Here is a 13167-nt window from a genome sequence, read left to right as displayed (position 1 = left end):
CGGTCGTGCACGCCGGGCACCACGCCGCTGATGGTGGCGAGCCGGCCCTCGGGCGCGGCACGCTCGGGCAGCGCCGCGAGCAGCGCCTCGGTGTAGGGATGCTGCGGCGACGCGAAGAGGCGGTCGACGCGCTGGTGCTCCATCACCTGCCCCGCGTACATCACGGCGATGCGCTGCGCCATCTCGCTGACCACGCCCATGTTGTGCGTAATGAGCACGAGCGCCATGCCGCGCTCCTTCTGCAGGTCCCGCAGCAGGTCGAGGATCTGCGCCTGGATGGTCACGTCGAGCGCGGTGGTCGGCTCGTCGGCGATCAACAGGCGCGGATTGCAGGCGATGGCCATCGCGATCATCACGCGCTGATTCATGCCGCCCGAGAGCTGGTGTGGGTAGCTGCCCAGGCGCGACGATGCGGCGGGGATGCCGACCTGTTCGAGCAGTTCGGTGGCGCGCTTCTTCGCTTCGCACTTGTCGAGCTTCAGGTGCAGGCGCAGCGTTTCCATCAGCTGGAAGCCGATGGTGAAGCAGGGGTTGAGGCTGGTGGTCGGCTCCTGGAAGATCATCGCGACCTCCTTGCCGACCAGCGTCCGGCGCGCCTTGTCGGAGATGCCGAGCAAGTCCTTGCCCGCAAAGCGCATGTGGTCCGCGCGCACGCGGCCCGGGAAGCCGACGAGGCCCATGAGCGCCATCATCGTGACGCTCTTGCCCGAGCCCGATTCGCCGACGATGCCGAGCGCCTCGCCCTCTTCGAGCGTGAGGCTCACGCCGTCGACGGCGTGCAGCACGCCGCCTTGCGTCGGGAACTCGACGTGCAGATCTTTGATGTCCAGCAAAGGCATCTGTGCTCTCCTTTGCGTCAGCGCTTGAGCTTCGGGTCGAGCGCATCGCGCAAGCCGTCGCCCAGCAGGTTGAAGGCCAGCACGGCCGCAAGGATGGCGAGCCCCGGGAAGGTCACGACCCACCACGCGCGCAGCACGAACTCGCGCGCATCGGCCAGCATCGTTCCCCACTCGGGCGACGGCGGCTGTGCGCCCAGGCCGATGAAGCCGAGCGCCGCCGCGTCGAGGATGGCGGTCGAGACGCCCAGCGAGGCCTGCACGATCAGCGGCGCCGAACAGTTGGGCAGCACCTCGCGGAACATCAGGCGCAGCGTGCTGGCGCCGCTCACGCGCGCCGCGGTCACGTAGTCGCGCGAGACCTCGGCGATGACCGTGGCGCGCGTGATGCGCACGTAGTGCGGCAGCACCACGATGGCCACCGCGAGCATGGCGTTGACGAGCCCCGGCCCGAGGATCGCGACGATCACGATGGCCATCAGCAGGCTGGGCATCGTGAGGATGATGTCCATCATCCGCATGATCGCGATCTCCAGCGCGCCGCGAAAGAATCCGGCGACGAGCCCGAGCACCACGCCCACCACCACCGACAACGCCACCACCGCGACGCCGATCGACAGCGACAGCCGCGCGCCGTGCATGAGCCGCGACAGGATGTCGCGCCCGATGGCGTCCGTTCCCAACAGGTAGGTCCACGAGCCGCCTTCCTGCCAGGCCGGCGGCTTGAGGAAAGCGGCGGCGTTGGTTTCGTTCGGTGCATGCGGCGCGATCCACGGCGCGAACAGCGCCACCAGCAGCAGCACCACGATGGTGACGAGACCGATGACCGCGCCCCGGTTCGCCGAGAAGGTGGTCCAGAACTCGCGCCAGGGGCCGGGAGGCGCCGAGGCCTGCGAGCCGGGGGGAACGGCGTGGGTGTTGCTCGTCATCGACTCAGTGCCTGATCCGCGGGTTGATGACGCCGTAGGCGATGTCCACCAGCAGGTTGAGCAGCATCACGATGCCGCCCAGCAGCAGCATGCCGCCCTGCAGCACCGGGTAGTCGCGCCGACCGATGGCCTCGATGAGCCACTTGCCGACACCGGGCCAGGAGAAGATGGTCTCGGTGAGGATCGCGCCGGTGAAGAGCACGCCGATCTGCAGGCCGATCACCGTGACGACCGGGATCAGCGCATTGCGCAGCGCATGCAGGCCCACCACGCGAAAGCGCGACAGACCCTTGGCGCGCGCGGTGCGGATGTAGTCCTCGCCCAGCACCTCGAGCATGGCCGAGCGCGTCATGCGCGCAATGACGGCCAGCGGCACGGTGCCCAGCACGATGGCCGGAAGAATGAGGTGGTGCAACGCCGACCAGAAAGCCTCGGCCTCGCCGGCGCGCAGCGCGTCGATCAGCAGGAAGCCGGTCTGCGGCTCGACGAAGTACTGCACCGAGATGCGGCCCGACACCGGCGTCCATCCCAGCTGCACCGAGAAGAACAGGATCAGCAGCAGGCCCCACCAGAAGATCGGCATCGAGTAGCCGGTGAGCGACGTGGCCATCACACCGTGGTCGAAGATCGAATTGCGCCGCACCGCCGCGACGATGCCGGCCGGCAGCCCGAGCAGCAGCGCGAAGAGAATCGCGCACACGCCGAGTTCGACGGTGGCCGGAAAGAGCGCGAGGAACTCGCTCATCACCGTGTCCTGCGTGATGAGCGACTTGCCCAGGTCACCCTGCAGCACGCGGCCGATGTAGATGCCGTATTGCACGAGCAGGGGCTTGTCCAGGCCCATGGCGGTGCGCAGTTCGGCGTGGCGCGCGGGGTCGATGCCGCGCTCGCCGGCCATCGTCTCGATGGGGTCACCCGGCACCAGCCGGATGAGAAAGAAGGCCAGCAGCGTCATGCCGATGAAGGTCGGCACGAGCAAGCCTAGGCGAACGTAAATGAATCTGAGCATCGACCCGCGAATATGCAAGATCGATGCCCCGGCCCCACCCGGGCGGAACCCTTACTACTTCTTGCTATCCCGCAGTTCGCGCCGCAGGATCTTGCCCACCGGGGTCTTGGGCATGTCGGTGCGGAACTCGATCACGCGCGGCTGCTTGTAGCCCGTGAGGTTGGCGCGGCAGTACTCGCGCACCTGCGCTTCGGTGAGCGACTCGTCCTTCTTGACGATGACGAGCTTCACGGCCTCGCCGGTCTTCTCGTCGGGCACGCCGACCGCGGCGCATTCGAGCACGCCGGGCAGCATCGCCACCACGTCCTCGATCTCGTTCGGGTACACGTTGAAGCCCGACACCAGGATCATGTCCTTCTTGCGGTCGACCACCTTGAAGTAGCCGCGCTCGTCGACCACGCCGATGTCGCCGCTCTTGAAGTAGCCGTCGGGCGTCATGACCTTGGCGGTCTCGTCGGGGCGCTGCCAGTAGCCGGCCATGACCTGCGGGCCCTTGATGGCGATCTCGCCGCGCTCGCCGGTGGGCACTTCGTTGCCGTCGTCGTCGAGCAGCTTGAGCCAGGTGCTCGGCAGCGGCAGGCCGATGGTGCCGGTGTAGGCCGTGCTGTTGGTCGGGTTGCAGGTGGTCGAGGGCGAGGTTTCCGAGAGGCCGTAGCCTTCGCAGATGGGGCAGCCGGTTTTCTCGAGCCAGAGCTTGGCCACCGCGGCCTGCACCGCCATGCCGCCGCCGACCGAGACCTTCAGGTTCTTCCAGTTGACGGTGTTGAAGTCGGGGTGGTTCGCCAGCCCGTTGAACAGCGTGTTGACGGCCGGGAAGCTGTGGATGGTGTGCTTCGACAGCTCCTTGAGCACGCCGGGAATGTCGCGCGGGTTCGGGATCAGGATCAGCTTGCCGCCCGTGCGCATGCTCAGCATCATGCCGACCGTGAACGCGAAGATGTGATACAGCGGCAGCGCGCACACGCTGGTGGGCTGCTCGTTGGCCGGCACCTTGGCCATGACGGGCTCGTTCCAGGCCTCGGACTGCAGCACGTTGGCGATCACGTTGCGATGCAGCAGCACCGCGCCCTTGGACACGCCGGTGGTGCCGCCGGTGTACTGCAGCACGGCCACGTCGTCGGGACCGGTGGCCACGGGCTTGAGCGAACCGCCCGCGCCCTTGTCGAGCGCGTCGTTGAAGCGCACGGCGCCCGGCAGGCTGAAGTGCGGCACCAGCTTCTTGACGTTGCGCACCACGTAGTTGACCAGCGCGCCCTTCAGGAAGCCGAGCCGGTCGCCCATGGAGGCCAGCACGATGTGCTTGATCGGCGTGCTCGCGATGCACTGCTGCAGCGTGGTGCCGAAGTTCTCCATGATGACGATCGCCTTGGCGCCCGAGTCCTTGAGCTGGTGCTCGAGCTCGCGCGGCGTGTACAGCGGGTTCACGTTCACCAGGATCAGGCCGGCACGCAGGATGGCCGCCACCGCGATCGGGTACTGCGGGCAGTTGGGCATCATCGCGGCGACGCGGTCGCCCTTCACGAGGCCCAGGCCCTGCAGATAGGCCGCGAAGGCCTTGCTGAGCTTGTCGGTCTCGCCGTAGCTCACGTCCTTGCCCATGAAGCTGTAGGCCGTGCGGTCGGCGTACTTGGTGAAGCTCTCCTCCATGAGCGCCACCAGCGACGGGTAGTGCGACGCGTCGATGTCGGCGGGCACGCCTTGCGGGTAGCTGCTGAGCCAGGGGCGTTCGGTCATGGATGTGTCTCCTCGGAGTCGGATGAGTTTTTAAAAACGAAAACGGCGCACGTGAGGCGCCGCGACGATCAGGCCCGCATCGCGGGCACGGACCTTCGGCCTATTCGATGGCCTTGCCCATATCTTCCACTACTTTTTTCGCATCGCCAAAGACCATCATGGTCTTGTCCATGTAGAAGAGCTCGTTGTCCAGGCCCGCGTAGCCGGCGGCCATGGAGCGCTTGTTCACGATGACGGTCTTGGCCTTGTAGGCTTCCAGGATCGGCATGCCGTAGATCGGCGTGCCCTTGGTGAGCGCGGCCGGGTTCACCACGTCATTGGCCCCCAGGATGATCGCCACGTCGGCCTGCGCGAACTCGCCATTGATGTCCTCCATCTCGAACACCTGGTCGTAGGGCACCTCGGCCTCGGCCAGCAGCACGTTCATGTGGCCCGGCATGCGGCCGGCCACGGGGTGGATGGCGTACTTCACGTTGACGCCCTTGTGCGTGAGCTTCTCGGCCAGTTCGTTCACCGCGTGCTGGGCGCGCGCCACGGCCAGACCGTAGCCCGGAACGATGATCACCGTCTCGGCGTTGGACAGCATGTAGGCCGCGTCGTCGGCGCTGCCGCTCTTCACAGGACGCTGTTCCTTCGCGCCGTCGGTGGCGGTGGTTGCCTCGCCGCCGAAGCCGCCCAGGATCACGTTGAAGAACGAGCGGTTCATGGCCTTGCACATGATGTAGCTCAGGATCGCACCCGAAGAGCCCACCAGCGAACCGGCCACGATCAGCATCGCGTTGTTCAGGCTGAAGCCGATGCCGGCCGCCGCCCAGCCCGAGTAGCTGTTGAGCATCGACACCACCACCGGCATGTCGGCGCCGCCGATCGGGATGATGATGAGCACGCCCATCACGAAGGCCAGCGCCAGCATCGCGAAGAACGCCGGCCAGCTTTCGGTGGCCACGAACACCAGGCCCAGGCCGATGGTCGCCAGGCCCAGCACCAGGTTCAGCATGTGCTGGCCCGAGAACTGCACCGGCGCGCCCTGGAACAGGCGGAACTTGTACTTGCCCGAGAGCTTGCCGAAGGCGATGACCGAGCCGCTGAAGGTGATGGCGCCGATGGCCGCACCCAGGAACAGCTCAAGCCGGTTGCCATAAGGAATGGCATGGCGCACGAAGCCCTCGAAGAGGACCGCGCCGTCGGGCGTGCGCGCACCGACGACCGCCGCCACGGGCGCGGCGGTGATGCCGAAGGCCCAGGGCTCGGCCACCGCGGCCACACCGATGAACACCGCGGCCAGGCCGATCATGCTGTGCATGAAGGCGACCAGCTCGGGCATCTTGGTCATCTCGACCTTGTTGGCCATGAAGGCGCCCAGGCCGCCACCGACCACGACGGCGGCCAGCACCCAGGCGATGCCGGTGGTGAAGTCGACGTTGAGGGCGCGCGCCTGTCCGTGGACGAGCGCGATGGTGGTCAGCACGGCGATCGCCATGCCGGTCATGCCGAAGATGTTGCCGCGGATCGAAGTGGTGGGATGGGACAGGCCCTTCAGGGCCTGGATGAAGCAGACGCTGGCAACGAGGTACAGCAGCGTGACGAGGTTCATGCTCACTTGGCGGCTCCCTCTGCAGCCTTGGGGGCGGCCTTCTTGTCTTTCTTCTTGAACATCTCGAGCATCCGGCGCGTGACCAGGAAGCCGCCGAAGACGTTCACCGCGGCCAGCGCCACGGCGAGCACGCCCATGGTCTTGCCCAGCGGGGTGGTGGTGAGCGCGGCGGCCAGCATGGCACCCACGATCACGATGGCCGAGATGGCGTTGGTCACGGCCATGAGCGGCGTGTGCAGCGCGGGCGTGACGGTCCAGACCACGTGGTAGCCGACGTAGATGGCCAGCACGAAGATGGTCAGGTTGATGACGGTGTGCGAAACGATTTCCATGGTGTTGTGTTCTCCTCGTTCGGTCTCTGTCTCTTGGTCCCGGGCTCTGTCAGAGCTTCTTGACTTCGTTGATGCGGTTGGCATCGCCAAGCAGCACCACCTTGGGCTTGTAGTCGGCGGCTTCGGCCTCGGTCATGGGGGCGTAGGTGCAGATGATGAGCAGGTCGCCCACATGCGCCTTGCGCGCCGCCGCGCCGTTGAGCGAGATGGCGCCCGAACCGCGCGCCGCCTTGATGATGTAGGTCGAGAAGCGCTCGCCGTTGTTGACGTTGTACAGCTCGATCTTTTCGTACTCGCGCATGTCGGCTGCGTCGAGCAGGTCCTCGTCGATGCCGCACGAGCCTTCGTAGTGCAGGTCGGCTTCGGTCACGGTGGCGCGATGCAGCTTCGCGCGGAGCATGGTGCGGTTCATGGAAGGCAGCCTGCTCTTACTTGCGCGTGACCTGGCCGTCCTGCGTGACGCGGCAGGCGGCGACGATGTCGTCCTCGAGGTCGATCTTGAGCGCGCCTTCCTTCGTGACGACGAGCTTGAGGAAGTCGAGCACGTTGCGCGCATAAAGCGCCGACGCGTCGGCCGCCACCAGCGCCGCGAGGTTGGTCTCGCCGACGATGGTCACGCCATGCTTGACCACGGTCTTGTCGGCCTCCGACAGCGGGCAGTTGCCGCCGATGCCGTCGGCGCCCTTGCCGGCCGCGATGTCGACGATCACCGAGCCCGGCTTCATCGACTTGACCATGTCCTCGGTGACGAGGGTGGGCGCGGCGCGGCCCGGGATGAGCGCGGTGCTGATGACCACGTCGGCCAGCGCGACGCGCTTGGCGACCTCGGCCTGCTGGCGCGTGAGCCAGCTGGCGGGCATCGGGCGGGCGTAGCCGCCGACGCCTTCGGCCGCGTCCTTCTCTTCCTGCGTCTCGTAGGGCACGTCGATGAACTTGCCGCCCAGCGACTCGATCTGTTCCTTGACGCTCGGACGCACGTCCGAGGCCTCGATCACGGCGCCCAGGCGCTTGGCCGTGGCAATGGCCTGCAGGCCGGCCACGCCGACGCCCAGGATGACGACGCGGGCGGCCTTCACGGTGCCGGCGGCGGTCATCAGCATGGGGAAGAAGCGCTGGTACCTGTCGGCCGCAATCATCACGGCCTTGTAGCCGGCGATGTTGGCCTGCGAGCTGAGCACGTCCATGCTCTGGGCGCGCGTGGTGCGCGGCGCGGCTTCGAGCGCGAAGCCCGTGACGCCTGCGGCGGCCAGGCGCTGAAGGCCGGCCGCGTCGAAAGGATTGAGCATGCCGATGACGACCGCGCCGGCCTTCAGTTGCGCCGCTTCGGCGTCGCTGGGCGTGCGCACCTTGAGCACCATGTCGGCGGAGAGCGCCCCGGCTGCATCGGTGATCTCGGCCCCTGCCGCCTGGTAGCCGGCGTCGGTGACGCTGGCTGCAATGCCGGCACCTGCCTGCACGCGCACGGTGTGCCCGGAGGCCACCAGTTTCTTCACCGTTTCGGGTGTAACGGCCACTCGGGTTTCGCCAGCCGCTGTCTCGGCAGGCACGCCTATCAACATAGAGTTCTCCTCAGGGGGGAAGGGGCAGCACGGATTGCGGGCAGAGCTTACAGCAAGATTACAAGTGCACCTGTCGCCAGAATGCCGCGTTCTTTTTGCCGCTCAACGCCCGCAGGCACTGCACATGAAGCTACTTAATTGATAGCAAATTGGCGGCCGGTACGACCCCGGGGGAAACACGGGTGACCGCCGCAGAAGCGCTTGTGGCGCCTTCGCTCGCTCTGGTTCTAGATTGCAATCAACTAACACCAATTGGATTCAATTAGCAATTGAACCACATACATAAAATCAATTTGCGTGAATTAATAGCAATTCACAGCAATGATTTCAGACGCAGATAGATACACTTCGATTCATATTGCGGACACATAGAGGTCCCCACAGGGCGGAACAAGGGAATGGAATGCGCATTGCAGTACTCGACACCGAGCCGGACCAACTCCGGTTGATCAACCAATCCATGGCGAGCCTCGGTCACGAGTGCCACACGTACGCCGCCGGCAAGGCGCTGCTGCACGCCATGCGTCGCGAGACCTTCGACCTGCTGGTCCTCGACTGGCGCCTGCCGGACATGAACGGCCCGGACGTCGTCAAGACGATCCGGCAGGACTACAAGAGCCGCATGCCGATCCTGTTCGTGACCGAGCACCACGACGACAGCGACATGGTCGAAGGCCTCAATGTCGGCGCCGACGACTTCATGGCCAAGCCGCTGCGCCCGATCGAGTTCGAGGCCCGCATCAACGCCCTGCTGCGCCGCGCCTACCCCTCGCGCAACGAGCCCGAAATGGTGTTCGGCCCGTACCACTTCTTTCCGCCCTCGCGCACCATCCGGGTCCACGGCGAGCTGGTCGAGCTGAAGAACCGCGAATACGAACTCGCGCTCTTCCTGTTCCAGAACCTGGGGCGCCTGCTCTCGCGCGAGCACCTGCACGAGGCGGTCTGGGGGCTGGGGGTCGAGGCGCTCTCGCGCTCGCTCGACACCCACGTGTCGCGCCTGCGCACCAAGCTCGAGCTGCGCCCGTCGAACGGCTTCCTGCTGCTGGCCGTGTACGGTCTGGGCTACCGACTGGAAACCATCGAGGTCGACACGCGGCCCGCCGCTGCAGCTTCCAACGCTCGCTGAGCGCACGCCCCGGCAGGCCAGGCGGGGAACCCCTCCTCCCCGTCGGCCTCCAACTTGTTCCGTCCGAACAAGTGCCCTTCCCCATGACCCGGCTCCTCCTGGCCGCACTGCTCCTGCTGTGCAGCGGCCTGTTCCCCGCCCTCGCTGAAGACGTCGAGGCCAGCGACATGGTGCGCGGCGGACTGCAGGCGATCCAGATGATCGACCGGAACGAGGCCGGCGAACTGTGGGACGGCGCCACGCCCGCCACCCGCAAGCGCATCACCCGCACCGACTTCGCCAGCAAGGTGGCCAGGAGCCGCGCCCCGCTCGGCGGGCCGCAGCAGCGCACCTGGGTGGCCGTGCACCGGCAGGTCGTGACCGACCCGGACGCCGATGCGGCCGGCCAGTACGTCAGCGTCGAGTACGAGACCCGCTTCGGCAACACCCCCGAGCGCACGTTGCGCGAACGGGTGAGCTTCCGGCTCGACGCCGACCGCATCTGGCGCTTCAGCGGCTATGTCGTGCGATAGCCGAGATGCCGATAGACTCGCGCCCACGATGCCCACACGCTGGAAACCCAATGTCACCGTGGCCGCGGTGATCGAGCAAGACGGCCGCTTCCTGCTCGTCGAAGAGCAGACCGACGACGGCCTGAAGCTCAACAACCCCGCCGGCCACCTCGACCCCGGCGAGTCGCCCGAGGACGGCTGCATCCGCGAGACGCTCGAGGAAACGGCCCACGCCTTCACGCCGACCGCGCTGCTCGGCGTGTACATGGCGCGCTCGGCCGAGCAGCCCGACGTGACCTACATGCGCTTTGCCTTCACCGGCGAACTGGGCGCGCGCGAGGAAGGTCGTGCGCTCGACGAAGGCATCGTGCGCACGCTGTGGATGAGCGTGGACGAGATCCGCGCCAGCGTCGCGCGCCATCGCAGCCCGCTGCTGCTGCGCTGCGTCGAGGACTACCTGGCCGGCAAGCGGCATCCGCTCGCGCTGATCCACACCGAAGACAGCGTGCGGCAGCCCCGCTGAAGCCGGCTCAGACGATGACGCCGCCCCCGAGGCAGCGCTCGCCGTCGTACAGCACGGCCGACTGCCCCGGCGTGACCGCCCATTGCGGCGCACCGAAGCGCAGGCTGAAGGCGCCGTTGGCGCCCTCGGCCAATTCGCAGGCCGCATCGGCCTGCCGGTAGCGCGCCTTCGAACCGTAGGCGCCCGCGCCGGGCGCCTCGCCGGCCACCCAGCTCGCATCGTCCGCCTTCAGTTCGGACGACAGCAGCCACGGATGGTCGTGGCCCTGCACCACCCACAGCGTGTTCTTCTCGACGTCCTTGCGCGCGACGAACCAGGGCGAATGGTCGCCCGCGCCGCGCTGGGCGCCCTTCTCCTTCACGCCGCCGATGCCCAGCCCCTGGCGCTGGCCCAGCGTGTAGAAGCTCAGGCCCTGGTGCTCGCCGAGCTTGCGGCCGCGGTCGTCCTTGATCGGGCCCGGCTCCTTGGAGATGTAGCGGTTCAGGAAATCGCGGAACGGCCGCTCGCCGATGAAGCAGATGCCGGTCGAGTCCTTCTTCTTCGCGTTGGGCAGGCCGATCTCTTCCGCGATGCGGCGCACCTCGGTCTTGTGCAGCTCGCCGACCGGAAACAGCGTCTTCGACAGCTGCGCCTGGTTCAGGCGGTGCAGGAAATAGCTCTGGTCTTTCGAGTTATCGAGCCCCTTGAGCAGCTCGTGCCGGCCCGTGGCCTCGTTCAGGCGCACGCGGGCGTAGTGGCCGGTGGCGATCTTCTCGGCGCCCAGCCGCATGGCGTGGTCGAGAAAGGCCTTGAACTTGATCTCGGCGTTGCACAGCACGTCGGGGTTCGGCGTGCGGCCGGCCTTGTACTCGCGCAGGAACTCGGCGAACACGCGGTCCTTGTAGTCGGCGGCGAAGTTGACGTGCTCGATCTCGATGCCCAGCACGTCGGCCACGCTGGCGGCGTCCACGAAGTCGATGTTCGACGAGCAGTACTCGCTGTCGTCGTCGTCTTCCCAGTTCTTCATGAAGATGCCGACCACCTCGTGCCCCTGCTGTTTGAGCAGGTGCGCGGTGACCGCGGAGTCCACCCCGCCGCTCAGCCCGACCACGATCCGTTGTTTTGCCATAAGCCTGCCATTGTCCCAGCCCGGCGACAGGGGCATCCGGCGTGTGGGAAATCGGGAAAACCCGTGTCGCCGGCTTGTCAGCCGCCACTCCACGATGCGAAAGGCCAGCGCTACAGTGCCCCGAAACACAGCGGAGACAACACGCATGGCGACCCTTTCCCCCTCTGGCGACCCCACCCCCTGGACGCGCAACTATCCGCCCGGCATGCGCTGGGACGCCGACCTGCCCGTCAAGCCGGTGCAGCAGATGCTCGACGAAGCGGTCGCGCGCTGGCCCGACCATTCGGCCGTGGAGTTCATGGGCCAGGTCCTCACCTACGCCCAGCTCGGCGCGGCGGTCGACCGCGCCGCCAAGGGCCTGCAGGACCTGGGCGTGAAGCCGGGCGTGCATGTCGGCCTGTACCTGCCGAACACGCCGCACTACCCGATCGCCTTCTTCGCCGTGCTCAAGGCCGGCGGCACGGTGGTGAACTATTCGCCGCTCGACGCCGAGCGCGTGCTGGCCCACAAGATCGAGGACAGCCGCACCGACATCCTCGTCACGCTCGACCTCGTGAACCTGTACCCGCTGATGGCGCGCCTGCTCGACAGCTCGCGCCTGAAGACGCTGGTGGTCGGCAGCCTCGGCGACTACGGTGCGGCGGGCGACAAGGTGCAGGCGCAGTTGCAGGCCGCGGGCCAGATCGCGCCCGTGCCGGTGGACGCGCGCCACGTGCGCTTCACCGACCTGCTCCAGAGCGAAGGCACGCACCAGACCTACCCGCTGGGCGACCTGGCCGAAGAGATCGTCGTGCTGCAGTACACCGGCGGCACCACCGGCCTGCCCAAGGGCGCGATGCTCACGCACGCCAACCTCACGTCGGCCTCCGCGCAGTACTACGAATCGACGCGCGGCGAGCCGCCGATCCTCGATGAGGGCAAGGAGCGCTTCCTGGTCGTGCTGCCGCTGTTCCACATCTTCGCGCTCAGCGCCGCGATGCTGCTGGGCGTGCGCCTGGGCGCGGCGCTGGTGCTGCACACGCGCTTCGATGTCGATGCGGTGATGAACGAGCTCGCCGCCAGCCGGATCAGCGTGTTCCCCGGCGTGCCGACCATGTACACCGCCATCCTTGCGCACCCCAAGGCGAAAGAGATGGACCTGCGCTCGCTGAAGTTCTGCGGCTCCGGCGGCGCGCCGCTGCCGGTGGAGGTGGAGCAGCGCTTCTTCGAACTCACCGGCTGCCACCTCAACGAAGGCTGGGGCATGACCGAGACCTCGCCCGTGGGCACCTTCACGCCCGCGCGCGGCGTGCGCAAGGCCGGCTCGTGCGGCATGCCGCTGCCGCGCGTGCGCATCAAGCTCGTGAGCCTGGACGATCCGACGAAAGACGTGACCGCGTTCGGCGAACCCGGCGAGCTGTGCGTGCAGGGGCCGAACGTCATGAAGGGCTACTGGAACAACCCGAAGGCCACCGCCGAGTCGATGACGGCCGACGGCTACTTCCGCAGCGGCGACGTCGCGAAGATGGACGCCGACGGCTACCTGTACATCGTCGACCGCACCAAGGACATGCTGCTGTGCGGCGGCTACAACGTGTACCCGCGCGTGCTCGAGGAAGCGGTGTACGAACACCCGTCGGTGGCCGAGGTCTGCGTGATCGGCGTGCCCGACGAGTACCGCGGCCAGTCGCCGAAGGCCTTCGTGAAACTCAAGGACGGCGCAAACGACCTCACGCTCGACGCGCTCAAGAGCTTCCTGAAGAACCGCCTGGGCAAGCACGAGATGATCGGCGCGCTCGAGATCCGCGCCGAGCTGCCCAAGACCGCCGTGGGCAAGCTCTCGAAGAAAGACCTCGTGGACGAGGAAGCCCGCAAGCGGGCCTAGGGCCTGTTCACCCTATTTCTGGCGTCGCGTTGGCTGGCAAAGGGGCTGGCTGCAAGGCGTCC

The 13167-nt window shown here is 67.0% G+C and carries 13 protein-coding genes; 4 read left to right on the top strand and 9 right to left on the bottom strand.

Features of this window, described 5'->3' with window-relative positions:
* The 8 genes from VBO01S_RS28035 to VBO01S_RS28000 all read right to left on the bottom strand — a co-directional run.
* Positions 1-839, bottom strand: an 839-nt coding sequence (locus VBO01S_RS28035) for an ABC transporter ATP-binding protein (RefSeq protein ID WP_062481520.1), incomplete at its 3' end; no start/stop codon positions are given.
* A 17-nt stretch (positions 840-856) separates the two neighbouring features.
* A complete protein-coding gene (locus VBO01S_RS28030; protein WP_062481518.1) occupies positions 857-1765 on the bottom strand; it encodes an ABC transporter permease subunit in 909 nt (302 codons plus the stop codon).
* A 4-nt stretch (positions 1766-1769) separates the two neighbouring features.
* Entirely contained in the window at positions 1770-2774 is a 1005-nt protein-coding gene (locus VBO01S_RS28025) for an ABC transporter permease subunit (RefSeq protein WP_062481516.1), read from the bottom strand.
* A gap of 54 nt (positions 2775-2828) precedes the next feature.
* A complete protein-coding gene (locus tag VBO01S_RS28020; protein WP_062481514.1) occupies positions 2829-4508 on the bottom strand; it encodes a long-chain-fatty-acid--CoA ligase in 1680 nt (559 codons plus the stop codon).
* A gap of 100 nt (positions 4509-4608) precedes the next feature.
* The gene (locus tag VBO01S_RS28015) at positions 4609-6108 is read right to left on the bottom strand and encodes an NAD(P)(+) transhydrogenase (Re/Si-specific) subunit beta (protein WP_062481512.1); all 1500 of its coding nucleotides are present in this window, start codon (positions 6106-6108) and stop codon (positions 4609-4611) included.
* Positions 6105-6434 carry an NAD(P) transhydrogenase subunit alpha part 2 gene (locus VBO01S_RS28010; RefSeq protein WP_062481510.1) on the bottom strand — a complete coding sequence of 110 codons (330 nt, stop codon included), beginning with the start codon at positions 6432-6434 and terminating at the stop codon, positions 6105-6107. The genes VBO01S_RS28015 and VBO01S_RS28010 overlap by 4 nt, the downstream gene beginning before the upstream one ends.
* Before the next feature lie 49 nt (positions 6435-6483).
* Positions 6484-6846 (bottom strand): aspartate 1-decarboxylase, encoded by a 363-nt coding sequence (gene panD / locus VBO01S_RS28005; protein ID WP_062481508.1) that lies wholly within the window; start codon positions 6844-6846, stop codon positions 6484-6486.
* Positions 6847-6862: 16 nt separating this feature from the next.
* Positions 6863-7993, bottom strand: coding sequence for a Re/Si-specific NAD(P)(+) transhydrogenase subunit alpha (locus VBO01S_RS28000; protein ID WP_062481506.1), 1131 nt, complete (start codon positions 7991-7993; stop codon positions 6863-6865).
* A gap of 403 nt (positions 7994-8396) precedes the next feature.
* On the opposite strand from VBO01S_RS28000, the gene VBO01S_RS27995 reads away from it, so the two are divergent.
* The 3 genes from VBO01S_RS27995 to VBO01S_RS27985 all read left to right on the top strand — a co-directional run bounded on the left by VBO01S_RS27995 (position 8397) and on the right by VBO01S_RS27985 (position 10133).
* Positions 8397-9119: a response regulator transcription factor gene (locus VBO01S_RS27995; RefSeq protein WP_062481504.1), complete on the top strand. Its 723-nt coding sequence runs from the start codon at positions 8397-8399 to the stop codon at positions 9117-9119.
* A gap of 83 nt (positions 9120-9202) precedes the next feature.
* The gene (locus VBO01S_RS27990; protein WP_062481501.1) at positions 9203-9631 is read left to right on the top strand and encodes a DUF4019 domain-containing protein; all 429 of its coding nucleotides are present in this window, start codon (positions 9203-9205) and stop codon (positions 9629-9631) included.
* Between the two features lie 28 nt (positions 9632-9659).
* Positions 9660-10133 carry an NUDIX hydrolase gene (locus VBO01S_RS27985; RefSeq protein ID WP_062481500.1) on the top strand — a complete coding sequence of 158 codons (474 nt, stop codon included), beginning with the start codon at positions 9660-9662 and terminating at the stop codon, positions 10131-10133.
* A 7-nt stretch (positions 10134-10140) separates the two neighbouring features.
* Here the strand turns inward: VBO01S_RS27985 and mnmA are convergent, their stop codons facing one another.
* Positions 10141-11241, bottom strand: a complete 1101-nt coding sequence (gene mnmA / locus VBO01S_RS27980) for a tRNA 2-thiouridine(34) synthase MnmA (RefSeq protein ID WP_062481498.1) — start codon at positions 11239-11241, stop codon at positions 10141-10143.
* Positions 11242-11386: 145 nt separating this feature from the next.
* Here mnmA and VBO01S_RS27975 point away from each other — a divergent pair, with 145 nt between their 5' ends.
* Complete coding sequence (locus VBO01S_RS27975; protein ID WP_062481496.1) at positions 11387-13105, top strand: long-chain-fatty-acid--CoA ligase; 1719 nt, start codon at positions 11387-11389, stop codon at positions 13103-13105.
* The last annotated feature ends 62 nt before the right edge of the window (positions 13106-13167 follow it).

Source organism: Variovorax boronicumulans NBRC 103145, assembly GCF_001591345.1.
Taxonomy (GTDB): domain Bacteria; phylum Pseudomonadota; class Gammaproteobacteria; order Burkholderiales; family Burkholderiaceae_C; genus Variovorax; species Variovorax boronicumulans.
The sequence above is the reverse complement of the archived record's forward strand: the minus strand, read 5'-3'. Positions and strand labels throughout refer to the sequence as shown.